This window comes from Pseudomonas sp. GW823-FHT06E10 (genome assembly GCF_058794995.1).
On record NZ_JBXAHJ010000003.1, the window covers coordinates 266238 to 291494 of the forward strand.

The window sequence follows — 25257 nt, forward strand, 5'->3', positions numbered from 1 at the left end:
CGTTCGGTGCCTCGCCGTGGCTCGGCATGCCCTCGCTCCGGTCCTGCTCCGTGGGCCCGCCGCCATCGGCCATCCATGGCCGGCGGCGGCTAACCCGGCATCCATGCCGGGTTGCCCACTGCGCAGAACCTCCGCTCGGCCTCACGAGGGGGCGTGTACCGCAACAGCGCCCGAGGCGGCCTACCGGCCGGCCTGTTTGCTGGGGTCGTTCGTCTGTGATGTACCTGGTCGGCTGGCAGGCCGCTATCGCGAGCAAGCTCGCTCCCACAGGTACTGAGTACATCCGCAAGATTTCGGTCGACTGTGAGGCCGCCTTCGCGAGCAAGCTCGCTCCCACAGAAGAGCAAAGACAGAGCGGCGTACACCACGCTCTTCACCACTCATCAGGCCGAGCGTTAGCTCGCCTGCAGCTCTTGATCTTGATCCACCCGCCCCCTCGGAAGGCTGAGCGGAGGTGTTTATCCGGGGATTGGCGCGCAGCGCCGTTCGACGCAGTCGAACACATCGCATGTAGGTGCCAGCGAAGCCAACCGGAGGGCGATGCCCCCGGATGAATGCCGGAGCGAAGGAACCCCGAGCCTCAGCGAGGGGCCGTACGTTCGGGGCGAGACCTTTTGGTTCCTTTTGGGGCGTTTGCCAAAAGGGACTCGCCGTAAGGGCGAAACCATAGGCCGCCGTTACCTAAATAACGGATATGCACTCAACCAAGACTACAAACCAAGGCGAAACTGCTTAGGCGTAATCCCGAACTGCTTGCGAAACGCCCGAATGAAATTGCTCGGCTGCCGATACCCCAACCGCTCGGCAATCCGCTCAATCGGCTGATCCCCCGCCGTCAACCAGTGCCGCGCCAACTCCAGGCTATCGCTACGGTTGTGTTGCGCCGCAGCAGTCTGCCAGTGCCGCAACATGCTCTGATGCAAAAACCCATTGGCCCCCAGCAAAGGCTCATCGAGACTGGCCGCTGGCAGGCTCAGACACGGATGTGAACCCTCCAGCACCTCGACACCCATGCTACGCAGCCACTTCCCGGCAGCCTGTTGCGGCGTCAAGTGGACCGCAACGAACACCTCGGCCGGCGCGCGCCCCAAACGTCGGGCGATGTTGCGCACCAACGTCAGGGTCGCCGCATCGAGACCAAAAAAATGCGGCGGCTGGTCAACACTGCGCAAATGCAAGCGAGCCTGCCCGTCACCCTCCTCCAGTTCCGCCACTACGTAGTTGGTCACGCGCGGCAGGAAATCAGTGAAACACGCCAGGCTCGCGCGAAGGGTCGCGGCGGAGTCCAGCAGAATGTTCAAACCCCGTAACGTGGTAGTCGCCATGCCATTGACCAGTTCGCAGCCAAACGACACCCCGGCGCCCGCACGTTCGCATTCATTCCACAGGCGTTCGACCAGGTGCGCGGGCACGTGCAGGTCCTGCCCTTCGAGCAACGACTGGCAGATGCCGGCCCGTTGCAGCAGTTGGTCCTGGCACAGTCCGGACTGCCGGGCATGGCTGAGAATGGTACGGGTGAAGGCGCTGGAAATGAACGGTTGGCTGGTCATGGCAGGTTACGGCGAGAAGACAGGCGTGTACTTATGCCAGCCCCTGTGATATCGATCCAATGCATTAAAAGTATCCGACAAATGCAGGAGACGCATGATGGACCTACGACAACTCCGCCACCTTGTCGCCTTGGCCGATTACCGCAACTTCGGCCGTGCCGCCGAGGCGATCAACCTCAGCCAACCCGCCTTCAGTCGCAGCATCCAGACCCTGGAGCGCGACCTCGACTGCGCGCTGGTAGAACGCAGCAGCCGCGAATTCCGTCTGACTGGCCAGGGTGAACTGGTACTGCAACATGCCCGGCGCCTGCTCGCCGGCAGCCAGGCCCTGCAAAACGAACTGACGCAATACAACGGCCTGACCGGTGGCGAGTTGCACTTCGGCTGTGGCCCGTACCCGGCCCAGGTGCTGGTGCCCGAGGCGCTGGCGGAATTCATCCAGGCTCACCCGGCGATCCGCATCAGCTTCCACCAGGGCGACTGGGAGCAACTGGCGGTCTGGCTTCGCGAACAGCAGATCGAATTCCTCGTGGCCGACGCGCGGTACTTCACTGGCGACCCGCAATACCAGGTTCAGCTGTTGCGCCCTCGACGTGGGCGGTTCTTTTGCCGTGTCGGACATCCCTTGGTGCAGCAGCAGAACCTGTCCCTGCGCGCCCTGCTCGACTACGCGGTGGTCGGCACGCGAATACCGCCGATGATCCGCAAGATCCTCGCCGACGTGCAGGGCGAGGCGGACTTCAACCCGAGCGTGGAGTGCGCGCAATTCGATGCGATCCGCCGCGTGGTGATGCGCTCCGATGCGGTGGGTATAGCCACCATGGAGGCCTTGGCCGAACTGGTGGACCAGGGCCTGATCCGGCTGCTGGAGTTTACCGACGTGCCCAAGGAGGATCCCGGCCTGCAATTGCATTACGGCATCGTCAGCCGTGCCGGGCATTCCCTGACACCGGCCGCGCTGGCGATGGTCGATGCTGTGCTGACGGTCGACCAACGTTTGCTGGCGTCGAACTAGGCGCATCTGAAACACACACAAATCCCTGTAGGAGCGAGCTTGCTCGCGATGGTGTATCAGTCGACACAGCGGTGAATGACACTCCATCGCGAGCAAGCTCGCTCCTACAGGGGTAGATCACGCACGCCGCGCCAGCGACTGCAAGGCCCGGGGCTCACCGAGGGCGCGCAGCAGGCAGTGCATCGCCTCCTCGCGGCTGCGCTCGAAGCGATAGCGCGACTCGATGTACAGCGCCAGTTTCAATTCCACGGGTTCGTCCAGGGGCAGCGGCACGTGTTGCAGGCCCAGCACGTTGGCGACCCGGCTTGGCAGGCTGATGCCGAACGGCTGGCGATCGGCGATCAGCTTCGCGGCCAGGGTGCTTTGGGTGCTCATCGCCACATTCCGGCGCAGGCCTTTCAAGCCAAGCTGCAAGTCCACCGGGCTGAGCCCGTCGCGGCGGCTCGACACCTGGATCTGCGGCTGCTCCAGATACTCCTGCAGGGTGCGCGGCGGCTCCTTGAGCGCGGCGCCATAGGCGAACACATAATGGTCGGCGGGCAATGCCTGTTTGTGCAGGCCGGCAAGCCCGGCCAGCGGTTGGTCGAGGTCGATCAGGATATCCAGCTTGCCGCTGGCCAGGTCCTGCAAGGCGTCGCGGCGCCGGGGCTGGAAATAACGCACCTGCCAATCGGCGTGGGGCGACTCGAGCAAGGCATCGAGCAACACCGGTTGCAGGCAATCCAGACAACTGACGCGCAGCAGTGGATTGTTCTGCCGCGCGGCGGGAATCATGCGCAAGCCATCGCGCAGTGACTCCAGCGCTGCACGCACGTAGTCGGCCAGACGATGGGCGACCAGTGTCGGCGTCACCCCCAGGCGACTCTTGATGAACAGCGGGTCGCCGCACAACTCGCGCAGGCGACGCAACGCATTGCTCATGGCCGGTTGCGACAGGCACATCACCTCGGCCGCACGGGTGACGCTGCGCTGCTGATAAATCGCATCGAAGGCAAGCAACAGGTTCAAATCGAGCTGGCGTAAATCAAGCATGGTCTTGCTCCGGCAAATCGCTTAACGTCGGGCAGCCTAACCAGTGTTGCGGAACAAGCTGTGAGCCCTACATGACAAAAAGCGATCAGCCACTGCGCGATCAATCGATACCCAATGCGTTCTATGCGCCGACTCTGCTGCCGGCCATCGAAGAGTTGCTGGCCCGTGGCGTGGACCGGGACAGTATCGAAGGCCTGTTTCGTCGCAGCCTGTTCGAGTTGCGCACGCCGTTCATGCGCATTCCGCTGTTCATGTCGCGGCGCTTCTGGGCGTTTGCCCTGGAGCAGACCGGCGACCCGCTGATCGGCCTGGCGGCTGGCCGGCGTTTCGTTTCCACCGCTACCAATGGCCTGACGTACCTGTTCGACGTGGCTGACTCACTGGACAGCGCCTGCCAGTATTTCGTGCGTTTCTTTCCGTTTTTCAACGGGCACTTCCAGGCGCGGATCGTGCGCGGCGACGACAGCGTCCAATTGCACCTGCTCGATTGCGGCAGTGTGAAAACCAGCGCGGCAACCGCCGATTACATTCTCATCAGCCTGTGCAGCATGTTGCGACGCAAATTCCTCGCCAGCGGCCTGGAGCGTGATCCGGTTCTGGGCGTCGGGCTGGTCGGCGCTTGCACGACCAATGCGCAGGAACATCAACAAGCCTTTCGCGCACCGGTGCAATGGGGGCAGGCGCAGCACTCGATCCACCTCGATCCACAGCTGTTCGTCATCCCGTTGACGCCGGGCAATCATGAACTGGAACACACGCTGATCGAGCTGCTGGAGCAGACCCGACGCAACAGCGAACCGACCTTGCTGGAGCAAGTCTGCGACCATTTGATCGGCAACCTCGCCGAAGCCAACTGGCAGCAATTCTGTACCACCCAGCACGTGCTCGAGCGCACCGCCGCCCGACGCTTGAAGGCGTTGGGCTGGAGTTTTTCAGAGTTGCTCGACGAATACCGTCGCTACCGGGCCGAAGACTTTTTGCAGGGAACGGACCTGGAGCTGGTGGAGATTTCCGACCGCCTGGGCTACAGCGATGTGCAAAGCTTCAATCGTGCCTGCCTGCGGTGGCTGGGGTGCGCACCGGGTGCCTGGCGAACCCGGCAAGGTCGATAAAAAACCACACGCGTGCGAACCCTAGGCGGCCCATTGAATGAACGCCCGTAGCCGCTCACAGGCGGCTGGCTGACAAAGACAGCATCATTGAATTTGCTATGACTCGACAGGCACTTGCTCAATAGATTGTTGGACATTTTTTAACATTCGCATTGCGCCATCTGTGCGTAAGAACTGTCAGACGCGGTGAACAGTCGTCATTAAACCGGTGGCTCAAACCTGACACCCCCAAGCAGCTACAACCCTTGTATTTCAAGGCTTGCGGCAGGCTGTTGCTTTCTTTGGATTTTCGCCAAACAGTCAAAATCGGGAGGGGTGAAACCCAATAGTGATGGCAATAGCCCCACATTTGGGGGCGTCTTGCCCCTTTAACATACTGGTTCGCTGACACGGTTTGCCGAGGCTGGTCTATACCCCCTTTTGACAGTCTTGTTTTGCAACTCTCCACCGTTTTACGAGGCACGCTGATATGGACGTGAGCGTATTTGGTACGGGCTATGTTGGCCTGATACAAGCAGCTGCATTGGCCGATGTCGGACATCGCGTCCTGTGTGTCGACATCGATCCGAACAAGATCCGACAACTGCAACAGGCCGTGCCACCGATCAGTGAGCCGGGGCTTTGCGGCACCCTTGAAGAAAACATCAAGGCTGGTCGCCTGCTCTTCACCACCCAGGCCAGCGATGCGGTAGAGCACGCCGAGCTGATCTTCATCGCCGTTGGTACGCCCGCCGACGAAGACGGTTCGGCCGACCTCAGCCATGTGCTGAACGTGGCCCGGCAGATTGCCAGTTTCATGAAGGCCGACCGCACCCTGATCATCAAATCCACGGTGCCGGTAGGCACGGCGGACCAGGTCAGTGCCACTGCCATTGAAGAGTTGCAGCGCAGCGGCAAAGGTTCGCTGAAGATACGGGTGGTGTCCAACCCGGAGTTTCTCAAGGAAGGCAGTGCCCTGGCCGATTGCATGCGCCCGGACCGGATCATCGTCGGTACCGCTGACGATGAAGCCCGCAGCCAGATGAGCGAGCTCTACGCGCCGTTCTGCCGCAACCACGACAAATTGATGTTCATGGACAACCGCAGCGCCGAGTTGACCAAGTACGCAGCGAACGCGATGCTGGCCACGCGCATCAGTTTCATGAACGAACTGGCCAACCTCACCGAGTTACTGGGAGCAGATATCGAAGCCGTGCGCAAAGGCATCGGTTCGGACCCGCGCATCGGTTACCACTTCATCTACCCCGGTTGCGGCTTCGGCGGTTCCTGCTTCCCCAAGGACCTGCGCGCTCTGCTGCACACCGCCGAACGCGCCGGAATGTCACTGAAGTTGCTGCGTAGCGTGACCGACGTCAACGACCACCAGCGGCATATCCTGTTCAGCAAACTCAAGGCGCAATTTCCCGGTGGACTGGCCGGCAAGTCCATCGCCGTGTGGGGCCTGGCGTTCAAACCCAACACCGATGACATGCGCGAAGCACCGAGCCGCAATCTGATGGAGGCGCTCTGGGCCGAAGGTGCGAGCGTGCAAGCCTACGACCCGGAAGCCATGTCCGAATGCCGGCGTATTTACGGCTACCGCGACGACCTGCATCTGTGCGCCACCCGCGATGACACACTCGAAGACGCCGATGCCCTGGTGATCTGCACCGAGTGGAAGAACTTTCGCGTGGTCGACTTCGACAGGCTGGCGAGCAAACTGCGAAAACGGGTGATCGTGGACGGACGCAACCTGTACAGCCCGGAACAGGTGGCGGCCGCCGGCCTGCATTACAGTGGCATCGGCTTGCGCCGCATCACGCCCGAGGCCGTCCGTCCATGAAGATTCTCGTCACCGGAGCAGCCGGCTTCATTGGTGCCCATTGCGTGCTGCGACTGTTGCGCGATGGACACCAGGTGTTCGGCCTCGACAACTTCAACAGCTACTACGATCCGCAACTCAAGCACGATCGCGTCCGTTGGGTGCAGGAGCAGGCACGCCCTTTCCCGCTCTCAATGGTTGACCTGGCCGATACACCGGCCATCGAGGCACTGTTTGCCAGGGAAAAACCGGAGATCGTGATCCACCTCGCGGCCCAGGCCGGGGTGCGTTATTCCCTGGAAAATCCCCGGGCCTACCTGGACAGCAACTTGAGCGGGTTCCTGAACATCCTCGAAAGCTGCCGCAACCACCCGGTCAAACACTTGATCTACGCTTCGTCCAGTTCGGTGTATGGCGCCAACCAGCACACACCGTACTCGGTGCACGATGGTGTGGATCATCCGCTGTCGCTGTACGCCGCGACCAAGAAGTCCAACGAATTGATGGCCCACAGTTACAGCCACCTGTTCGGTATTCCCTGCACCGGGCTGCGCTTTTTCACGGTGTACGGCCCCTGGGGACGGCCTGACATGTCGCCGATCCAGTTCGCCCGGGCCATCGCCGAAGAACGGCCACTGAAGCTGTTCAACTACGGCAAGCACCAGCGGGACTTCACCTACATCGACGACATTATCGAGAGCATCACACGCCTGATCGACCGCCCACCGCAAGCCAACGCTCAATGGGACCGCGAACAGCCAGACCCGGCCACGAGCATGGCACCCTGGCGGATTTTCAACATCGGCGGCCAGCACCCGGTAGAGCTCAAGGACTATCTGGCATTGCTGGAAAAACACATGGGGCAAAAAGTCCGGATCGAACTGCTGCCCCTGCAACCCGGCGATGTCCTCAACACCTGCGCCGATGCCAGTGAGCTGGCCCGCGCTACCGATTTCCAACCGCGTATCGAACTGGACGAGGGACTGAGGCGCTTCGTTGCCTGGTTCCGCTCTTACTACTGACTGCGTCCCCCATACCGCACACGGCTGAACTCTGCGGAGAATTTATGTCTGAACACGAAAAAAGTGTGCCACTTGGCAATTTGCGTAGAGAAAAGCGCCTGGACCCCGAACAGCGCATGCGCATGGATGCCGCGATCCACATGCAGGGTTGTGGCTGGATAACCGGTCGCGAAGGTGGCCGGCCATGGACCCTGTCGCGCACCAACCGCGTCCTGGCCTGCTTCGGCGCGCTGCTGATCCTGGTGCTGATTTCCCCGGTGCTGCTGGGGCTGGCGCTGGCCATCAAACTCACCAGCCCGGGGCCGGTGATGTTCGTGCAAAAGCGCACCGGTTACCGCGGCCGCATGTTCGGCATGTACAAATTCCGCACCATGGTCACCAACGCCGAGGAACTCAAGGAGTCCCTGCGGCACCTGAACAAGCACGGCACCGACGCCATCGATTTCAAGATCGACAAGGACCCGCGCATCACCGGTATCGGCGGCTTCCTGCGGCGCACCAGTCTCGATGAGCTGCCGAACCTGTTCAACGTGGTGACCGGCGACATGCGCCTGGTAGGCCCCAGGCCGACTTCGTTCAATGCCTACCGCTACAAGAACAAACACCTTGTGCGCCTGAGCATCTACCCCGGCATGACCGGCCTGTGGCAAATCTCCGGGCGCAGCAATATCGATTTCGACCAGCGCGTTGAGTTGGATCTCACCTACATCTCCCAGCAGAGCCCGCTGCTTGATTTGAGGATTCTGTTGAAAACCCCTTTAAAAGTTTTCAGCGGACACGGAGCGAGTTAAATGGACGGCTCAACGGCTAAAAGCCTCAGCATTGCCAGCCCGAGCGAGTCCAATCTGACATCGACCGTGCTCGACCAGAACCTGCGGATCCTTTTCCTGACCGCCGCCAACCCCGGCGCAGGCACCACCACCAGCGCCCTGGCGCTGGCCAGTCAACTGGCGAAGATGAGCAGCGGCCTGGTGCTGCTGGTGGATGCCAGCCAGTCGGCGACCAACCTCACGCAACAGTTGGGGCTGAGCAAGGAACGGGGGTTTCGCGACTTGTTGTTCAACACCCAGAGCCCGCCCTTGTTGCAGGACTGCGTGGTGGACGTCTCCAGCCTGCCCTTTCACGTTCTGCCATTCGGCCGCTACTCCCGTGGCAACGAACACCTGACACCCGAGCGCCTGAGCCCGCTGCTCGATCAACTCGGCATCCGGTACCGCTTCGTGGTGATCGACGGCGACGCGGTGTATTCGGCCTCCGACACCCTGGTCATCAGCACCCAGGTGGACGGCGTGGTCCTGGTCGTGCGCTCGGAAGACACCCGCTGGGAGGTGGCCCAGGCCGCGGCCCAGCGCTTGAGCCAGGCGGGAGCGAAGCTGGTCGGCAGCGTGTTCAACCGACGCAAGTACTACATGCCCGAATGGCTGTACAGAAACCTGTGAGCAGTCAGACAAGGATGACGCCATGAACGCCAAGATGCTTGTCCTGCTTTTGCTGCCCCTTGCAGGTTGCTCCAGCACTTCCTCCGACGAATCCCAAAGCATGCCGGTGCAAATCCTCACGGCCCCACCGGCGAACGCCCAGGCCACTGACGTGCCCAAGGTCGAGCAGACCCTGCGCCCACAGGATGTGCTGGACGTGATCTTCCACATCAGCACCAGTGGCTCGGCTGCCTATCGCGTGCAGTCCGGGGACACGATCGCGCTGAACTTCACCGCCGCCAGCCAGTTCAACGGCAACCAGTTGGTGCTGCCCGATGGCACCATCGAACTGCCGGGGGCCCACACCACGGTGAAAATCGAGGGCCTGACCCGCGATGAAGCACGGGACGCGATTCAGCGCGCCTACGATCGCAAACAGCTGTTCCAGCCCAACCGCAATCAGCTGTCAGTGATGGTAGTGAGCCCGCTGGCCAATGAGTGGAACCTCAAGTCCGTGCTCAACCACCCCGGCACCGGCATGAGTCGGGAAATCACCGTGGGCACCGACGGCTACGCCAGCTTCCCGGAAATCGGTGCCGTACCGCTGCAAGGCATGACCATCAACCAGCTGGAGGCCTACCTCAATAAACGCTACGCCACCCTGCCGGGGCGCATGACCGTGGACGTGCTGCTCAAGGCCACCGCCGGCAACGAAATCTATGTACTGGGTGAAGTCGGCCAGCCGGGCTCCTACCCTATCCGCCGCCCGGTGTCGGTGCTCGAAGCCCTGACCTTGGCCCGCGGTTCCAACGTCAAGGCACGCCTGGACTCGGTAATGATCATGCGGCGCAACGGCAACCAGGTGGTCGCGCATCGTTACGACGTGGAAAAAGCCTTGTCCGGCGACGCCACCCAGATCGCCTACCTGCAAGCGGACGACATGCTGTACGTGCCCAAGACCAAACTGGCCAGCGCCGGTGAGCTCGCGCGGCAACTGGCGGACGTCGTGTTGTTCCAGGGCATGGGCCTCAGCTTCAGCTACCGCGTCGACAACAAAGACGACAACAGCAACTAACTCTCAGGTGGCCAATGAATCCAAAGGAAAACTACCTGCATGAGTTCTTCAGGATCTTCTTCGCCAACAAGCAGCTGGTGAAGCGAGTTTTCCTGGTCTTTGCCGTGATCGCCGTGGTCTTGCCGCTGTTGCTCAAGCAGAGTTTCGATATCACCGCCCAGGTGATCGTGCAGTCCAAGAAAATCTCCCAGGGGGATGCCACCAGCACCCTCAATCAGGAAAACGCTTCCTTCATTCCACCGTCGCTGGCGGACATGGAGACCGAGAGCAACATCCTGCGTTCGCCGGCCTTGATCCGCCAGACCATCAGCGAGTTGCGCGAAAAGGGTGAGTACACGCTACCCGTGAGCGCCTTCAACAAACTGCTGGTGCAGCCGTTCAAACGGTTTGTCACCAATCCCGTTCGCGAACACGTGACCAACCCGGTTCGCAACCTGCTCGGACTGCAGACCGATCCGGTACGCGACACCGTGCTCGATGCCCTCACGCAGCAAGCGTCCTCTGCCCTGAAGGTGGAAACCTTGCCCGGCTCCAACGTGATCTCGATCGTCTACCGCTTCCCTGACCCGGCCCAGGGCACCCGGTTCGTCACCGCCCTGCTGCAGAACTACCTGGTCAGCCGCCAGGAAATGCAATCGATCGACCTGCCGCAGAGCTTCTACGAAACCAAGAAGTTGCAGTACCAGGTGCGTCTCGATGGCCTGGAAGCCAATCGCCTGGCCTTGCTCGAAAGCATCGGTTCGTCCGACCCCAAGGAAGAAATCACGTTCCGCCTCAACGCGATCAACACCGAGGAGCAGGCGCTCAACCTGTATCAGGACCGACTGCTGCAAAGCCAGCGCTGGCTCGATTACCTGAAAACCAGCCTGGCGACCGCCAACAACGCCAGATTCACCGACTACACCTTCCCCTACACCTTCACCACCACGGTCGACAGCGTCGCTTTCGAAGACCGCGAGATCAAGCAACTGGGTGAGCAACTGACGACCCTGGTCAGCCGCTATATGGACGACCTGGCGGTCTTTCAGCCCGGCAGTGAGCCGATGCAAATGACCCGCGAGCAAATCATCCGGGCCCGTGGGCAATTCCTGAAGATTGTCAGCAACCGGATTCAGGAGCGCACCAGCGACCTGGCGACGATCAGCTCGGTCATCGAGCAGAAAACCGCGCGCATTGCCGAGTTCAAGAATCGTATCCACCAGTTGCAGGAAACCCGGAGCAAGCTGCGGCAGATGGACACCGAAATCAACGCGCTGCACAAGGCGTTCGCCACCTATGCCCAGCGCTTCGCCGAAAGCAGCACCGCGCGCGCACTGGACAACGACCTGTCCAACGCACGGGTACTCAGCCCGCCGTTCGAGCCGACCGAAGCGGCGTTCCCCAAGCCGATGCTGATCATTCCGTTCGGAGTGTTCACCGGTTTGCTGCTGGCGATTGCCCTGGTCTATGTGCGTGAGTTCTTCGACCACCGCTTCAAGCACCCTGCGCAAATCACCCATGAACTGGGCTTGCCGGTGCTGCTGGTGATCAATGATCAAAGCACCCTGCCAAACAATCCGCACAAGAGCTGGAGCGTACCGGCCCTCGTACATTGGGTGCGCAATTGAACGCGCCGCTCGGCACCACCCACGACCTGCCGATCATTCATTTGCTCAGCAGCGGCGGCTTCTATGGGGCCGAGCGGATGCTGCTGGATCATTGCCTGGCGACACCGGGGCAGCACCAGGTGCTGTTTCTCGATGCGCCGCCAGAACTGATCGCGCGATTTCGCGAGGCCGGTGTCGATTGCCTCGGCTGTGCAGGCCTGGTCGCGTTGCTGGGGCATTTGCGCCAGCGACGGAACCAGCGGCCACTGATCAATACGCACAACTTCAAGGGCCTGTTGTTCGGCTGGATCGGCGCTACGCTGTTGCGCCTGCCACTGGTGATCACCCAGCACGGCTTCACCCCGCGCAGTCGCAAGCAGAAGTTCTACACCTGGCTGAGCCTGCAACTGTGCCGCACGGCCTCGGTGAACCGGGTGGTGTGTGTCGCCGAAAGCATTGCCGCGCTGCACCGTCAGGCCAATGTGCGCGCGGACAAACTGCAGGTGATCCCCAACGGCCTGCCAGCGGCCCACGATTTGCTGCCGCACAGTGGCGAGCATCAACGCTGGCTGGCTGGTTACGTCGGGCGCCTGAGTAGCGAAAAAGGCCCTGACCTGTTTCTCGATGCGCTGATCCCGTTGTGTCAGCAGTACCCGCAACTTGATGCAGTGATGCTCGGCGACGGGCCGGAGCGCGAAAGCCTGCAGACGCGGATCGACGAGGCAGGCTTGCAGGCGCGCATCACACTGCCGGGCTACCAGACCGATATGCGTGCCTGGTGGCGGCAACTCGATGCGTTGGTGATCAGCTCGCGCACCGAAGGCACGCCCATGATTCTGCTCGAAGCGATGCAGGCCGGAGTGCCGGTGGTGGCCTTCGGCGTCGGCGGGATTCCCGATGTCTTGCAGGACCGCCACAACGGCCTGCTGGCCACGCCCACCGACAGTACCGCCCTCGCCCGCCAGATCGGCACGCTGCTGGGTGACCCGGCCCTGGCCGGGGAGTTGATCGACAACGCAAAACGTACGCAACGGGATCGCTACGACCTCAAGGTCCTGGCCGAACGCTGGTCGCAGCTTTACATCCGGACTGCACGAGAGGCACACCCGTGATTGTTCCGCTCTCGATCGTCAGTTTGCTCGGCCTGGTCTGCCTCGGTTTGCTGGCCAGCCCTTATCCGTATCTGGCGCCGGGAGCGGTACTGGGCCTGGTGGGTGTCGCGGTGCTGTACCGCAAGCCGGCCTGGGGCCTGTTGGGCATTGTCGCCATCCTGCCTTTCGAAGGTCTGTTCAAGGACAGCTCACTGTCGGGCTCCAAATTCCTCGGGGCTTCGCTGGCGCTGATCCTGATGCTGCAACTGGCGACTCACCAACTGCCGAGCGAGCGCCTGCGCAGCAATATCTGGCGTTTCCTGGTCGGGTTTATGGTGCTGTACCTGCTGAGCCTGTTGAACACCGACGACATGGGCTTCTCCCTGGGCCACCTGCGCGAATTGAGCGTCGGCCTGATTCTGTTTGTCATCACCCTGCTGGTCGGGCGTGAGTTGAACCTCGACATGTTCGCCAAACTGGTTGCCATCAGTGTCGCGGCGACCTGCGCCATGGCGATGTTCTCTGCCAAATACCAGGACGATGGCCGTGCATCCGGGATGCTCAATGACCCGAACGACTTTGCCCTGATGATCGCCTTCGCCGTACCCATGGCGCTGTTGCTGGTGGTCCGCAGCCCGAACCGGTTGCACCGGTTGTTCTGGGGGGGCTGTACCCTCTTGCTGCTGGGCGGCATGACCAAGACCGAATCCCGTTCGGGGCTGGTGGTGTTGCTCCTCAGCCTGTTGATCGGCGCGTGGCACTACCGCGCGCAGTTGCCACATATTCGTCCACGCTACCTGGGCTTTGCCATGCTCGGCCTGGCGATTGTGATTTCGCTGGGGCTCTATGCGATGCCGGCCGGTTACGTGGAACGCATCCAGTCGCTGAGCATCCTCAGCTCCGGGGCCAAGAGTCAGGACCCGTCACTGGGCCGTCGTGCCTCCTACATTGTGGTCGGCAGCGCCATGATCGCCGAGAACCCCTTGCTTGGCACCGGCCCCGGCACGTTCCCGCTGCACTACGCTACCACCGGTTATGCCAAGACCTTTGCCATGACCGGCAAGACCGATGACCTGTACCGTCGCGCCCACAACACCTACCTGGAGATCTTCAGTGAACTGGGGATTCCCGCCGGCCTGATGTTCGTCGGCATGCTCGCCCTGGGTTTGTACAACCTGATCCGCGCCCGCCGCGCCTGGCTATTGCGAGGAACTGGGCATCAGGCTGATCTGATGACCCACCTGAGCATGAGCTTTCTGTCGTTGACGTTGTTCCTGATGTTCCTCAGCGCACCGAATCACAAGTACCTGTGGATCATGCTCGCGTTGACCAGCGTGCTGCGCACTAAAGCCGAAGAACCCCCGCCGACGGAGGTCAGGGCATGAACCGCATCAGCATCATCATCCCGATGTACAACGAGGCCCGGCACATCGCCCGGACCCTGCAAGCGGCACGACATGCCGCCGAGGCGGCCAACGTCGAATGCGAGTTGATCGTGGTCGACAACGGCTCCGATGACCAGGGCCCGGACATTGCCCGACAGTTCGGCGCCCAGGTGCTGGTCCTGCCCGGCCTGCTCATCGGTGCATTGCGCAATCGCGGAGCGGCGATCACCAGCGGCGAATGGCTGGCCTTTATCGATGCTGACGTCGAGATGCCCGAGAACTGGCTCAAGCTGTTGTTCGACCTCGAGTCCGGCGGCCAGGCCGATGTCATCGGCCTTGACCTGCACACCCCGGCCGAAGCGCCGTGGTACGCCGACGCCTGGCAGCGGCGCACCTTGCGTCCCGATACGCAGCCGCTGCATGTCGTGCAATGGCTGCCCACTTGCAACCTGCTGATGCGCCGTCGCTGGTTCGACAAGGTCGGTGGTTTCAATGAACAACTGCGCACCGGCGAGGACAAGGAACTGACCATGCGCCTGGTCGACGCGGGCGCGAAACTAGTCGCGGTCAACCAAAGCGTGGCGCTGCATTGGGGTTACGAAAGCAGTTGGCGGGAATGGATGGGCAAGGAATTGTGGCGTCAGGGCAGTCATCTGCAACTTCTGCGCACCCATGGCCCGAGCCTGCGCTTGCTGCGTTTTCCGCTGCTGTCGATTGCCGCCTGGTTGATCGATTTCATGGCCATTTCCGCCCTGTTCGACGGGTTCCCCCATCATTCGCTGCTGATGCTGCTGCTGACCGTCCTGCCCGCCCTGGCACTGAGCCTGCGTCAGAGCGCCAGGCACCGCGACACGCTCCTGACCCTGCAACTCTGGGGCCTGCACTGGGTACGCCTGCACCTGGCGGGCGCCGGGCTCATCCTCAGCCTTTGTCATTGGAATGCCAGGAGGCCCGCCCGTGGCTGAATTCATTTTCTGGTTGTGCCTGTTGCTACCGGTTTACGCCTACCTCGGTTATCCCCTGTTATTGACGTTGCTGGCACCGTTTTACCCGGCACCGCGCCAAGGACCGGCACAACCGATGGACGTGAGCATCGTGATTGCCGCGCACAACGAAGCGCGGCATATCGAAGAAAAACTGCGCACTGTGCTGGCTCAGGATTATCAGGCCCGCTCACTGCAAATCATCCTCGCCAGTGACGGCTCGACCGATGACACAGTGGCCTGCGCGCACCGGGTCGAGGACCCGCGCATCACCGTGCTCGATCTGCCCCGCCAGGGCAAGGCGGCGACGCTCAATGCCGGGGTCGCGATCAGCAGCGGCGCGATCCTGGTGTTCACCGACGCCGACAACCAGTGGTCCACCGACACCCTCGGCCATTTGCTCGCGCCGCTCAACGACCCGCAGGTCGGTGGCTGCGCCGGGCACATGGTGATCCCGGTGACCGGCAAGGGTTTGAGCGTTGGCGACAGCCTGTATCGGCACTATGAAGGCTGGCTGCGCTACGTGGAAAATCGCACCGGCTGCATGGTCTCCGCCGACGGCGCATTGCTCGCCTTGCGCCGCGAGTTGTTCCAGAACGTTCCGGCGGAGGTCAACGACGATTTTTTTATCAGCACCTGCGCGCCGGTCGCGTTCAAGCGGATTGTCTACGTGCCCCAGGCCCGGGTAATCGACCAGGGTGTGGACGAAGCCGACAAGCAATTCCGTCGCCGTCAGCGGGTCACGGTGGGTGGCCTGCAAAGCCTGGCCCAGCGCCGGGAGTTGCTGAATCCGCTGACCCACGGCCTGTATGCGATTGCCTTGATCAGCCACAAGCTGATCCGGCGGCTGGCGCCGATCCTGTTGCTGCCGTTGCTGCTGAGCAATTTCTGGCTGTGGGAGGATCACGGCTTTTATCGCCTGAGCCTGATCGCACAACTGCTCGGTTACACGATGGCCATTGCCGGCCTGCTGGATTCGCAACACCGCTTGCCCAAACCCTTTCGCCTGGCCGCGTTCCTCCTGGTGACCCTTGCCGGGATGAGCATCGGCCTGTGGCAGTTCCTGCGCGGTCAGCGTTACGCCCAATGGAATCCCGAGCAAAATCGATGAGAGGTGCGTGCCGTGGCGATCAAACAACTGTTGAAACGCACCAGTGGCTGGCTGTACCTCAACTCCCCGGTGGGGCGCAAGCAACTGCACGGCGCCGGTGTGATCCTGATGTTGCACCGGGTGCTGGCCAGCGACCAGGCCGCCGAACTGCCCCACCGCAATGAACTGTGCGTCGGGCCAAAAGCGTTTGAACATTTGCTGGTGTGGTTGAAAAAACACTTCGACTGCGTGCCACTGATGGACATTCTGCAACCGGGTGCGCGCTCGGAGCGACCGAAAGTGGCGCTGACCTTCGACGACGGCTGGCGCGACAACGCGCTGAATGCCTTCCCGCTGCTGCAAAAACACCAGGTGCCGGCGAGCATCTTTCTGTCCACCGACTTCATTGGCAGCCGCCAGCGGTTCTGGTGGGAAAGCATCGGCGAAACCCTGTGGAACAGCCATGGCGAACAGGCACGGCAGAAACTGATCGAACGCTTGCAGCACCTGGGGCGCCCGTTGCCGACACGGTGCGATGACCCGGATCGGCAACGCCGCAGCCTGGCGTTGCTGAACTTTTTGCAGAGCCTGAAAACCCTGTCGCCGCTGGACCTCAATCGCCTGACCGACGACTGCCCGCACGAGTCGTTGCCCCAGGCGCTGGACTGGCAGCAAGTGCGCCACCTGGAAGCATCCGGCCTGGTACGCTTCGGCCCCCACGGTGCCAGCCATGCCATCCTCACCGGTCTCGACGATCAACGCCTGGATGAAGAGCTGAGCCGCAGTCGCCAGGCGCTGCTCCACGGCTGCAACCAGCCATTGCCGGTTTACTGCTACCCCAATGGCGACAACGATGCGCGGGTGCGCCAACAGGTGGCCAGGCATGACTTCCCGTTTGCCCTGGGTACCGGCACCGGCATTTATCGAGGGGCCGAAGATCCACTGGCCCTGCCACGCTTCGGCGTCAGCCAGCGTACCGCACGCAATCCCGGGTTGCTGTCCTGGCGCATCTACCGTGGTGCACGCCCATGAGCGGCAACAACTACCTCAAGCACCTGGCCCTGAGCATGGGCACCAAACTGGCGATGATCGCCCTGCGCTTGCTGCGCAACGTGTTGCTGGCGCGAATTCTCGGCCCCAGCGAACGGGGGTTGTTTGCCTTGCTCAGCGCCCTGCCCGACCTGATCAGCGCGGCCACCAGCGGCGGCTTGAATTCAGCGGTAGGCTATCAGGCGGCCAAGCAACGACCGATGGGCTTGCTGCTCAGCCAGGTGCTGCTGTTCGGTTGTCTGCTGGCGGCGTTGCTGACCTTGGCGGTGGTGGCGCTGACCCGCGAGTTCGGCAGTGAACTGGAGATCACTACGCAATTGGGCCTGCTCGCCTGGCTGTTGCTGCTGGCGGTGCCGCTGACCGTGCTCAAAAGCGGTTTGCTGACCCTGCACAACGCCTCGGGCGGCGTGGTCGCCTTCAATGCCTTGCGCCTGATCGAGTCGCTGGCGCCGCTGCTGATGTTCCTTGCCCTGTTCTGGATGTGGAAAAGCGCGGCCCTGGAAGCGGCGTTGATCAGTTGGCTGACGGGGATCAGCCTGGTGGTGCTGGCCGGTTGGGTCTGGCTCAAGCGTGAGCATCCGTTGAGCCTGCAATGGGACCGCGCCTGTCAAAACGAATTGCTGCGCTACAGCGCCCGTAGCCATCCGGACCTGCTGTTCCAGCAAGTGATCCTGCGCTCCGACTACCTGATCATCGGCGCCCTGCTCGGCACCACGGCACTGGGTCACTACGCCATGGCCAGCGCAGCCGCCGAGTTGCTGCTGATCGTTCCGGAAGCAGTGACCACACCGCTGATGAAGCGCCTGCTGCAACAGGAAGAAGGCATCGAAAAAGTCACGCCACTGGCCTTGCGCTTGACCGCTACGGTGATGATCGGCGCTTGCCTGAGCATGGCTGTGGTGGGTGAATGGTTGATCGTGACGCTGTTTGGCGAGGCCTACCAGCCTGCATACCCGGCGTTGCTGGCGCTGCTGCCAGGCCTGTTGGGCCTGTGCTATGCGAGCATTCTGCGCCTGGACCTGCTGGGCAAAAACCGGCCCGGCACGATTTCGTTGTTGATGGGCCTCAGCGCCCTGCTCAACCTGGCGCTCAATGTGCTGCTGATCCCGACCTACGGCATCGTCGGCGCAGCAGCGGCGTCCTCTATCGCGTACCTGGCCGTGACCCTGGCGCTGTTGGTGGTGTATTGCCGGTTGAGCCACGTGCCGGTCTGGCAAACGCTCATCGTCCTGCCCGGCGACATCGCGCCGATGCTGCTGATGCTGCAACGGAAATCGGCATGAAACACCTGTTATTGCTGGTGAGTCTTGGACTCGGGCTGAGCGCCGAAGCTGCGCCCATGCGTTGGGCCGATATCCGCGACGGCAGCCTGTACCTGCAAACGGACCGCCCCGACACCCTGACCGTGCTCTGGACCCCGGTGTGGCAGGCTGAAGCCAACGAAGAACACCTCTACTTGCTCGACGGCCGGGGCAAACTCCAGAGCGAACGACTGATTGCCGCCAATGAGCCCCGCGGTAGTCAACGCTGGAACCTGGCGCCGGACGCCGCCAGTTATCGACTGGAAATTCCTGGCTACAGCTTCCGCCGTTATACGGTTGAGCACGACGACCGCACCGTCGCACTGTTCGCCCCGGCCAAGGTGCATTTCAGCGCCGAGCCCCGGGACGGTGACGAGTTGTATTTCAAGGTCGCGGCCGGTGAGCACGCGGTGCTGGCCGGTAAATTCCACGGCGGCGTCGGCGCGTTGCAAGCGCAACGCGTGAGTGACGGCCAACAACTTTCACTTTCTCTAAAGCCGTACCCCGTCTATTGGCAGTTCGACAAAGTCGAGTTGCCCGTTGCAACTACCGATCAAGTCTGGCGCCTGCACCTGCGCGGTAGTGGCAAGGTCGCATTCTGGCTCGATGGCACGGCCAACCTGTTCGCCCAGAACCCGCAACAGCTCAAGCCCTTGCGCGAAGACGAAGGCCAGACACGGCTGACGCTGCACAACGACGTGCTCGGCAAGACCCCGAACCTGGGTATCGCCCTGCCCTATGCGCAACTGCCGGATTCCGGTTTCGCCGTGCTCGATGCCCTGCAACCACAGGCCGGAACCTATTACAGCCTGGTCGACATCATGGCGACGCGGCCGCATTACGAAGACGTGTTCCGCCGGCTGTATCAGGATCGCTTGGGCATCACTCAGGACATCACCCTGCTGGCCGGCAGACAGCGCCTGGCCTACCTGCGCGCCGACACCACCAGCAACGCCGGCCTCGACGCCTGGCTCGCCGCCACACGCGCACTCGGCGGCAAGGGCACACACTACATCGGTTTTGCCGACGAACCGAACCTCAACTACCCGGACTACGCCAGCTACAAGCGCATCTTCAACAGCATGGCCTGGCAAGTGCGCAGCAACCCGGATAACGCCAAAGCCGGCGTACGCATCGCCATGCCGGCCAGCTCCCGGTTCGTCAATGGTCCGTTCGTCGACCATGCCGCCGACAAGCGCGGCATCGACTGGGCCCGACGCCTGCTGGCCGAGTCCGGCGACAAGATCGATGCGCTGGCCTGGCACGAATGGATGGTCCGCGACCTGCTGGCGACCCGTGTCTACCGCGATAGCGTACGCAAAGCGGCAGAGCTGGTGGGGTTCGACGCCCAGGGACGACCGCGCAAAGCCTTGTTGCTGGACCAGACCAACATGTCCAGCGGGGCCAGCCTCAGCCCTTACGATCAGGAAACCCACTACGCCTCGTTATGGTGGGCCTCGGTCATCATCAATGCTTCCCAGGACGGCTTGCTCGATATGCTCGGCTGGTTCCAGGCTGCCGACGAACCTGAGTATCCCAAGGGTATGTTGCGCGTGCTCGGCAAGGATGAGTTCGAGCTCAAGCCCGTGGGCCTGGCGCAGCAATTTATCCGCCAGCATTGGCTACGCGATGTCATGCGCCTGGAGAACGACGCCTTCGAGGTTGACGTGCTGGCCATGTCTGCCGGGCACCAACGCAACCTGCTGGGCGTCAATAAAGGATCACGCTTGCAGCGTGTGAGCCTGGCTGGCGCGCAATGTCCATTGCCCCATGGATCATTGCGCTATTTCGGCGCCGACAACCGCAGTCGCGACGCATCCTTCAAATGCCTGGAGGGTCGCATCAGCTTCGATTTACCAGGAGAAACCCTGTTTTCCCTCAGCTGGAGCACCTCATGAACGCCATTGATTTTTTACCGCGTGGACGATTCGTCGCGCATTGAGTCACGCCACTCACGGCCAACACCGTCGGGAGTCAAAAACATGAATGCTCTGAAAAAGCTCAGCGATCACATCAAGCAAAAAGGCCTGCGCGCCACCGTCGGCAAGTTGTGGAAACACTACGTGTTTTTCCACGAAGAACTGTTGTGGATGGAACGCGACCTGGTGAGCCCGGTACCGCCACACAAGCTTCGGCCCTATTCACCGCTGCGACTGGAAACCATCACCCCACAAAACGCCGTAGCGTTCGCCAGGCACTTCGGTGATCGCGTGGGCACCATGGCCGAGTTGGCGTCCGAAGGGTACACCGGGCACATGTACCTGGATGAAAACGGCGATACCGTGGCCTTTATCTGGGGCAGCACACGCGATTATCTCGACCGTCATTACTACGGCTGCATGTTTCCGGTGAAGCCAGGCGAGTTCTTCGAGTTCGCTCTCGAGCAGATTCCTGCCTACCGGGGCACCACGCTGTCGGTCGATTTCCAGCTGAACCTGTGGAAAGCCATGGCTGATCAGGGCTGCAACAAAGTGGTGGATATCTGCGAGTCCCACAACATTCCCGCGCTCAAGCTGCACATCCGCATGGGGTATCGCGAGCAAGGGCGGATCATGAACATCTACCACCTGTTCGGCTGGCGCTTGTTCCGCGAAACCCGCTACAGCGGTTCACGCCTGGATGCCTTGCGCAAACCGGCACCCTCTCCTGTTCCAGCCGAGGCGAGCTGATCTTATGTCTGCACGATTCGAATGGCGCACTTCGCTGTGCACCCACGACTTTCCGGTAGAGGCTTACGAAGCGTTGCGCCAGCGCGTAACGGACCACACGCCGTTCAACACCCTGGCCTGGCTATACGCCTCGGAACTGGCACTCAAACCCGGCGAGCAGTTGCACGTGCTGCTCGGCTGGCAGGGTGACGAACTGGCGCTGTGCCTGCCGCTGGTGGCGTCCATGGAGCGCTTTGCGCGTTTGCCGTTTCGGGTCCTGCATCATTTGGGCTATCCCCTCGCCGACCGCCTCGCACTGCTGACGAGGCTGGACGACGACAATTTACGCAAGGCGCTGACGTTGATCCGTCAACGCCTGCCCCATGCCGTGCTGCAACTCAACGAACTGGCCGGTTCCACGGCCCAGGTACAGGCCCTGACACCGTGGCAGGCGCTGAGTTCGACCGCCGAACATCGCCTGAGCTGTCGAGTACCGGTGCACCTGATCAGCGAGGCCGACCATCAGGAGGTCTCCGGCGACCCGCGCTACAAACTGCGCCGCGCACGCAAACGCATCGCCGCGTGCGGTGCCCAGGTGCGGCGGATTACTCCCGACGCCCTGACCATGGGGCCGCTGTTGCAGGAAATCAGTGAGGTCGAAGCGGTGAGCTGGAAAGGCGATGAAGGCGTCGGGATCTTTTCCGATGCGCGCCATCGCCAGTGGATGGACCGCGCCTTCACCGCCCTGGCGGCCCGAGGCCTGGTGCGCGTGGTGGTGCTGGAGCTGGAGGGGCGCTGCATCAGCTATCGCCTTGGCTTGCTGGAACAGGGTCGATTGTACGACTACAATCTGGCGTTCCTGCCGCAATATGCCGACCTTGGCAGCGGCCGGGTGCTGCTCGAAGAGTGGATTCGCTGGGGCCTGGAAGACAACTGGTGCTGGATCGATGCGTCGCGGGTCAGCCTGGAAAACTCCAGCCATCAACTGCACGAACGCATGACCGGGCAACTGGAACACTGGCGCTGGAGTTTTTACTCCTGGCGTCCAGGCGGTCTGGTGCTGGGGCTGGCCTTGCGGGTCTGGCAACGCTTCAAACCCCGATTGCAGCAATGGCGCACCCGACGCGCGGCGGCCGCAGTCGCAACACCCGCGGTCCACACGCCTGCGCCTACGGAAAAACTCAAGGAGGGTGCACATGCCTCGGCAAGTGATAGTCAACGCTGACGATTTCGGCCTCAGTGCCTGCGAAAACGCGGTGATCCTTGGCGCGTTCCAGGCCGGGCTCATCAGCTCCGCCACCGCCATGGCCAACATGCCGGCGTTCGAAGCGGCCTGCGTCCTGGCCCGGCATCCATTGCTCGAAGGCCGAATCGGCCTGCACTTCAACCTGACCTACGGCCGTCCGTTGAGCCAGAGCATTGCGCAGCGCCCGACGTTTTGCGACGGGGCCGGCGTGTTCGACCTCAACCTGCCCCGCACCCACCTCTGGCTCGGGCGCCGGGATCGCAACGCCGTACTGGAAGAACTCGAAGCCCAGTGGCAGCGCTGCCTGGACAACGGCCTGCGCCCCACCCACCTGGACTCCCATCAACACGTGCACAATATCTGGCCGATCGGCGAGATCGTCGCGCGCTTCGCCGCCCGCCAGGGGGTGCCGGTGCGTCTGGCGCGCAATCTGGGGCAAAACCTCAGCCTGCCCAAGCGCGTGTTCAAGGACCTGCTCAACCGTCGCCTGAGCAATCTGGCCGGTGCCACCGCCGACTACGTGTGCACCCCGGTGGATCTGCGCAACGCCGAGCCGCCACCCGATGGATTGCTGGAAATCGTCGCCCACCCGAACCAGCTCGGCGCCGACTTCGGCGATGCCTACCTGGAACCGGGAGAGTCATTGAGCGCGTTGCTGGAACAGCGTTTGCCGGGTGTGCCGCGGGTGGCCTATACCGCTGCGGGAGACGCCGCACCTCGCCGTGCGCAGGCCGTTCTGGAATAGCTCACCCCGCACTTGTTGGAGAGAGCCTGCTCGCGATGGGGTTGCCTACATCTTCCTCGGAAAAAACCCTCTGATCGCGGAAATGTCTGACTGCTCATCCGTATCCATTTGGATACATTCGAGCAATGAATTATCTTGTCCAGCAAACCGCTACTTTCGCAGCATGGCACGCCTCGGTTCGCGACTTGCGAGCCAGGCTAGCTATCGCTCGTCGCATTGACCGCGCATCTGCGGGTAATCTTGGCGACTACAAGCCTGTCGGTGATGGCGTTTCTGAAATGCGCGTGGACGTAGGTGCCGGATACCGGGTTTACTTTACGATGCGAGGCGGTGCCGTCATTGTCCTGCTGGCCGGAGGTGACAAGTCATCTCAAACCGCCGATATCAAACGCGCAAAAAAAATGGCAAAGGAGGTTTAACCATGAGCCAGACTTTGACGACTTTCGACATGGCGGCGCTGCTCGACAGTGATGAAGCCATTAGCGAGTATCTCTCTCAGGTACTGGCAGACGGTGACAATGAGGAGTTTCTGCGCGCTATCGGCTATGTGGTGAAAGCCCGTGGCATGACACAGATAGCCAAAGACTCTGGAATGGGTCGCGAAAGCCTCTACAAGGCCTTCGCGCCGGGAGCAAAACCTCGTTTCGATACGGTCCTGAAGGTCATTCATGCCCTGGGCATAGATCTCTGCGCGCAACCAGGACACACCGTCAATCACTCAAATCTATAACTGATTTTTCCGCGTCATGTGGCTGGTTTCACCACCACCCACGTAAAACACAACGGCAACTGCGCTGCCTGCTGCTGATAGCGGTCATAGAGCTCTTCGCGGTTGGAGTGTGGGTATTCCCTGAAGTGACGGATCTGCAGCCCTGCCGCAATGGCGGCGCTGAAGAGGTCGCCCAGGGTGTGGACGAACCAGTAGGACGGCGCGGCCGGCTGTTCGATCCTGCCTTCGTAGACGATCGGTTCGTGCTGCACGAACGGTTCGCGGCGGAAGTATGAGCTGGCCGGGCGAAAAGGATCGGCTGCCTCGGGGTCGAACATTTCCAGGAACGGATGGGTTTCGTACACCACCAGCGCCCCACCCGGCTTCAGCGTGCGCGCCACATGGCGGAAGAATTCGCCGATGTCCGGCATCCAGTTCAAGACCCCGATGGTGATCAGCGCCAGGTCAAAGCGCTCCTGCAGTCCGGCCGGCAAGTGGTGAATGTCCGCTTCGATGAATTGCGGCGCGTGGGGCGATCGGGACGCCAGTTCCCGTGCCTGCCCGAGAAAGGCTTCAGACTGGTCGACGCCCACCACGCTGTGCGCGCCCATGGCGAACAGCGACAGGCTTTCACGACCGTTGTTGCAGCCTAGTTGCACCACGTCCTTGCCGTCGATACCTGTCTGGGTCAGCAAGGCGGTCAGGGTGTCGTCCAGGCAGGAAAAATCCGCGTGTTCCACGCCCTTCAACAAGGCTTGCCATTCGCTGGAGTCCTTGTGGTGACGAGCGGAGTCATTCCATGCCTCGCGGTTACTGGCGATGGCTTGTTCTTTTGTCGGCAGTTCCATTGCACGCTCCAGGGTCCGGGTCGTCGATTTGACCGGCGAAGTCTAGATCAACCCCATCCTGGCAGGTGTTGCGAACTTGTAATCCGCGCGGCAGCGACGGCTGTGCACGGCGCCAGCTATAGTTAAAGACCTTGGGAGGAATGTGGTTAAACCGATTTAGCAGGTGTTGCCATGAAAAAGACCGACCTGACGCTTTTGCTCGCCGTCTGCCTGGGCGCAACCGCTGTCGTCCACGCGGACGACATGCCGACCACCAACTACAGCAGCGAATTCAACTATTACGGCGCCGACCAACCCTTCGCGCACCCCGTACCACCGTCGATGAACATTGTGCCACCGGGTTCGTACATCCCGACCGCGCCCAGGGAATTCATTCCGGTTTCAAGTGAGCACGTGTTTTCCGATTCGCGCCTGCCGACAGTGGCCGACGCCACGGTTCGGGTGTTTATCCGCTCCTACGATCCGGAGCGTGGTGTGTACGTGAACCAGGAAGTCGAGAACCCCAGCTGCATGCTGTCCTGTCTGAGGCAGGGCCCGGTGTTGCAGTGAG

General features: G+C 61.8%; 24 protein-coding genes. 21 read left to right on the forward strand and 3 right to left on the reverse strand.

Going from position 1 to position 25257, the window contains the following annotated elements:
* Positions 1 to 710: 710 nt before the first annotated feature.
* Positions 711 to 1550: an AraC family transcriptional regulator gene (locus tag AC1Q6Y_RS06835; RefSeq protein WP_492624242.1), complete on the reverse strand. Its 840-nt coding sequence runs from the start codon at positions 1548 to 1550 to the stop codon at positions 711 to 713.
* Between the two features lie 97 nt (positions 1551 to 1647).
* On the opposite strand from AC1Q6Y_RS06835, the gene AC1Q6Y_RS06840 reads away from it, so the two are divergent.
* Complete coding sequence (locus AC1Q6Y_RS06840; protein ID WP_218496523.1) at positions 1648 to 2565, forward strand: LysR family transcriptional regulator; 918 nt, start codon at positions 1648 to 1650, stop codon at positions 2563 to 2565.
* A gap of 117 nt (positions 2566 to 2682) precedes the next feature.
* On the opposite strand, the gene AC1Q6Y_RS06845 is transcribed toward AC1Q6Y_RS06840, so the two are convergent.
* Positions 2683 to 3597: a LysR family transcriptional regulator gene (locus tag AC1Q6Y_RS06845; protein ID WP_159389695.1), complete on the reverse strand. Its 915-nt coding sequence runs from the start codon at positions 3595 to 3597 to the stop codon at positions 2683 to 2685.
* A gap of 71 nt (positions 3598 to 3668) precedes the next feature.
* On the opposite strand from AC1Q6Y_RS06845, the gene AC1Q6Y_RS06850 reads away from it, so the two are divergent.
* The 19 genes from AC1Q6Y_RS06850 (at position 3669) to AC1Q6Y_RS06940 (ending at position 23880) form a co-directional block, all read left to right on the forward strand.
* Positions 3669 to 4709, forward strand: coding sequence for an AraC family transcriptional regulator ligand-binding domain-containing protein (locus tag AC1Q6Y_RS06850; RefSeq protein WP_492624243.1), 1041 nt, complete (start codon positions 3669 to 3671; stop codon positions 4707 to 4709).
* Between the two features lie 469 nt (positions 4710 to 5178).
* Positions 5179 to 6531, forward strand: coding sequence for a UDP-glucose dehydrogenase family protein (locus tag AC1Q6Y_RS06855; RefSeq protein ID WP_218496409.1), 1353 nt, complete (start codon positions 5179 to 5181; stop codon positions 6529 to 6531).
* Positions 6528 to 7532 carry an NAD-dependent epimerase gene (locus AC1Q6Y_RS06860; RefSeq protein WP_349736948.1) on the forward strand — a complete coding sequence of 335 codons (1005 nt, stop codon included), beginning with the start codon at positions 6528 to 6530 and terminating at the stop codon, positions 7530 to 7532. Before AC1Q6Y_RS06855 ends, AC1Q6Y_RS06860 begins: the two co-directional genes overlap by 4 nt.
* A 44-nt stretch (positions 7533 to 7576) precedes the next feature.
* Entirely contained in the window at positions 7577 to 8323 is a 747-nt protein-coding gene (locus AC1Q6Y_RS06865; RefSeq protein WP_218496407.1) for a sugar transferase, read from the forward strand.
* Positions 8324 to 8971, forward strand: coding sequence for a CpsD/CapB family tyrosine-protein kinase (locus AC1Q6Y_RS06870; RefSeq protein ID WP_090456392.1), 648 nt, complete (start codon positions 8324 to 8326; stop codon positions 8969 to 8971).
* A 22-nt stretch (positions 8972 to 8993) separates the two neighbouring features.
* Positions 8994 to 10025: a polysaccharide biosynthesis/export family protein gene (locus AC1Q6Y_RS06875; RefSeq protein ID WP_218496405.1), complete on the forward strand. Its 1032-nt coding sequence runs from the start codon at positions 8994 to 8996 to the stop codon at positions 10023 to 10025.
* A 14-nt stretch (positions 10026 to 10039) separates the two neighbouring features.
* The gene (locus tag AC1Q6Y_RS06880) at positions 10040 to 11632 is read left to right on the forward strand and encodes a GumC family protein (RefSeq protein WP_349736949.1); all 1593 of its coding nucleotides are present in this window, start codon (positions 10040 to 10042) and stop codon (positions 11630 to 11632) included.
* Positions 11629 to 12723: a glycosyltransferase family 4 protein gene (locus tag AC1Q6Y_RS06885; protein ID WP_492624244.1), complete on the forward strand. Its 1095-nt coding sequence runs from the start codon at positions 11629 to 11631 to the stop codon at positions 12721 to 12723. Before AC1Q6Y_RS06880 ends, AC1Q6Y_RS06885 begins: the two co-directional genes overlap by 4 nt.
* A complete protein-coding gene (locus tag AC1Q6Y_RS06890) occupies positions 12720 to 14087 on the forward strand; it encodes an O-antigen ligase family protein (protein WP_492624245.1) in 1368 nt (455 codons plus the stop codon). Before AC1Q6Y_RS06885 ends, AC1Q6Y_RS06890 begins: the two co-directional genes overlap by 4 nt.
* Entirely contained in the window at positions 14084 to 15052 is a 969-nt protein-coding gene (locus tag AC1Q6Y_RS06895) for a glycosyltransferase family 2 protein (RefSeq protein WP_492624246.1), read from the forward strand. The genes AC1Q6Y_RS06890 and AC1Q6Y_RS06895 overlap by 4 nt, the downstream gene beginning before the upstream one ends.
* Complete coding sequence (locus tag AC1Q6Y_RS06900; RefSeq protein WP_090456401.1) at positions 15045 to 16181, forward strand: glycosyltransferase; 1137 nt, start codon at positions 15045 to 15047, stop codon at positions 16179 to 16181. Before AC1Q6Y_RS06895 ends, AC1Q6Y_RS06900 begins: the two co-directional genes overlap by 8 nt.
* Before the next feature lie 12 nt (positions 16182 to 16193).
* Positions 16194 to 17192, forward strand: coding sequence for a polysaccharide deacetylase family protein (locus AC1Q6Y_RS06905; protein ID WP_090457946.1), 999 nt, complete (start codon positions 16194 to 16196; stop codon positions 17190 to 17192).
* A complete protein-coding gene (locus AC1Q6Y_RS06910; RefSeq protein WP_492624247.1) occupies positions 17189 to 18493 on the forward strand; it encodes a lipopolysaccharide biosynthesis protein in 1305 nt (434 codons plus the stop codon). Before AC1Q6Y_RS06905 ends, AC1Q6Y_RS06910 begins: the two co-directional genes overlap by 4 nt.
* Positions 18490 to 20409: a hypothetical protein gene (locus tag AC1Q6Y_RS06915; RefSeq protein ID WP_492624248.1), complete on the forward strand. Its 1920-nt coding sequence runs from the start codon at positions 18490 to 18492 to the stop codon at positions 20407 to 20409. Before AC1Q6Y_RS06910 ends, AC1Q6Y_RS06915 begins: the two co-directional genes overlap by 4 nt.
* A gap of 84 nt (positions 20410 to 20493) precedes the next feature.
* Positions 20494 to 21180 (forward strand): N-acetyltransferase, encoded by a 687-nt coding sequence (locus AC1Q6Y_RS06920; RefSeq protein WP_492624249.1) that lies wholly within the window; start codon positions 20494 to 20496, stop codon positions 21178 to 21180.
* 4 nt (positions 21181 to 21184) lie between these two features.
* Positions 21185 to 22384 carry a GNAT family N-acetyltransferase gene (locus AC1Q6Y_RS06925; protein WP_407516526.1) on the forward strand — a complete coding sequence of 400 codons (1200 nt, stop codon included), beginning with the start codon at positions 21185 to 21187 and terminating at the stop codon, positions 22382 to 22384.
* The gene (locus AC1Q6Y_RS06930) at positions 22356 to 23150 is read left to right on the forward strand and encodes a ChbG/HpnK family deacetylase (protein WP_218496388.1); all 795 of its coding nucleotides are present in this window, start codon (positions 22356 to 22358) and stop codon (positions 23148 to 23150) included. Before AC1Q6Y_RS06925 ends, AC1Q6Y_RS06930 begins: the two co-directional genes overlap by 29 nt.
* A 125-nt stretch (positions 23151 to 23275) precedes the next feature.
* Positions 23276 to 23569: a type II toxin-antitoxin system RelE/ParE family toxin gene (locus AC1Q6Y_RS06935; protein ID WP_492624250.1), complete on the forward strand. Its 294-nt coding sequence runs from the start codon at positions 23276 to 23278 to the stop codon at positions 23567 to 23569.
* Positions 23570 to 23571: 2 nt separating this feature from the next.
* Positions 23572 to 23880, forward strand: a complete 309-nt coding sequence (locus tag AC1Q6Y_RS06940; RefSeq protein ID WP_057397260.1) for an addiction module antidote protein — start codon at positions 23572 to 23574, stop codon at positions 23878 to 23880.
* A gap of 14 nt (positions 23881 to 23894) precedes the next feature.
* Here the strand turns inward: AC1Q6Y_RS06940 and AC1Q6Y_RS06945 are convergent, their stop codons facing one another.
* On the reverse strand, positions 23895 to 24707 hold the full coding sequence (locus AC1Q6Y_RS06945; protein WP_492624251.1) for a class I SAM-dependent methyltransferase: 813 nt from the start codon (positions 24705 to 24707) through the stop codon (positions 23895 to 23897).
* A 171-nt stretch (positions 24708 to 24878) separates the two neighbouring features.
* Here AC1Q6Y_RS06945 and AC1Q6Y_RS06950 point away from each other — a divergent pair, with 171 nt between their 5' ends.
* Positions 24879 to 25256, forward strand: coding sequence for a hypothetical protein (locus tag AC1Q6Y_RS06950; RefSeq protein ID WP_150815249.1), 378 nt, complete (start codon positions 24879 to 24881; stop codon positions 25254 to 25256).
* Position 25257 lies beyond the last annotated feature (1 nt).

Coding starts and splice junctions, on each gene's coding strand:
- AC1Q6Y_RS06835 (WP_492624242.1), bottom strand. CDS start 1,550: ATGACCAGCCAACCGTTCATTTCCAGCGCCTTCACCCGTACCATTCTC.
- AC1Q6Y_RS06840 (WP_218496523.1), top strand. CDS start 1,648: ATGGACCTACGACAACTCCGCCACCTTGTCGCCTTGGCCGATTACCGC.
- AC1Q6Y_RS06845 (WP_159389695.1), bottom strand. CDS start 3,597: ATGCTTGATTTACGCCAGCTCGATTTGAACCTGTTGCTTGCCTTCGAT.
- AC1Q6Y_RS06850 (WP_492624243.1), top strand. CDS start 3,669: ATGACAAAAAGCGATCAGCCACTGCGCGATCAATCGATACCCAATGCG.
- AC1Q6Y_RS06855 (WP_218496409.1), top strand. CDS start 5,179: ATGGACGTGAGCGTATTTGGTACGGGCTATGTTGGCCTGATACAAGCA.
- AC1Q6Y_RS06860 (WP_349736948.1), top strand. CDS start 6,528: ATGAAGATTCTCGTCACCGGAGCAGCCGGCTTCATTGGTGCCCATTGC.
- AC1Q6Y_RS06865 (WP_218496407.1), top strand. CDS start 7,577: ATGTCTGAACACGAAAAAAGTGTGCCACTTGGCAATTTGCGTAGAGAA.
- AC1Q6Y_RS06870 (WP_090456392.1), top strand. CDS start 8,324: ATGGACGGCTCAACGGCTAAAAGCCTCAGCATTGCCAGCCCGAGCGAG.
- AC1Q6Y_RS06875 (WP_218496405.1), top strand. CDS start 8,994: ATGAACGCCAAGATGCTTGTCCTGCTTTTGCTGCCCCTTGCAGGTTGC.
- AC1Q6Y_RS06880 (WP_349736949.1), top strand. CDS start 10,040: ATGAATCCAAAGGAAAACTACCTGCATGAGTTCTTCAGGATCTTCTTC.
- AC1Q6Y_RS06895 (WP_492624246.1), top strand. CDS start 14,084: ATGAACCGCATCAGCATCATCATCCCGATGTACAACGAGGCCCGGCAC.
- AC1Q6Y_RS06910 (WP_492624247.1), top strand. CDS start 17,189: ATGAGCGGCAACAACTACCTCAAGCACCTGGCCCTGAGCATGGGCACC.
- AC1Q6Y_RS06915 (WP_492624248.1), top strand. CDS start 18,490: ATGAAACACCTGTTATTGCTGGTGAGTCTTGGACTCGGGCTGAGCGCC.
- AC1Q6Y_RS06920 (WP_492624249.1), top strand. CDS start 20,494: ATGAATGCTCTGAAAAAGCTCAGCGATCACATCAAGCAAAAAGGCCTG.
- AC1Q6Y_RS06925 (WP_407516526.1), top strand. CDS start 21,185: ATGTCTGCACGATTCGAATGGCGCACTTCGCTGTGCACCCACGACTTT.
- AC1Q6Y_RS06930 (WP_218496388.1), top strand. CDS start 22,356: ATGCCTCGGCAAGTGATAGTCAACGCTGACGATTTCGGCCTCAGTGCC.
- AC1Q6Y_RS06935 (WP_492624250.1), top strand. CDS start 23,276: ATGAATTATCTTGTCCAGCAAACCGCTACTTTCGCAGCATGGCACGCC.
- AC1Q6Y_RS06940 (WP_057397260.1), top strand. CDS start 23,572: ATGAGCCAGACTTTGACGACTTTCGACATGGCGGCGCTGCTCGACAGT.
- AC1Q6Y_RS06945 (WP_492624251.1), bottom strand. CDS start 24,707: ATGGAACTGCCGACAAAAGAACAAGCCATCGCCAGTAACCGCGAGGCA.
- AC1Q6Y_RS06950 (WP_150815249.1), top strand. CDS start 24,879: ATGAAAAAGACCGACCTGACGCTTTTGCTCGCCGTCTGCCTGGGCGCA.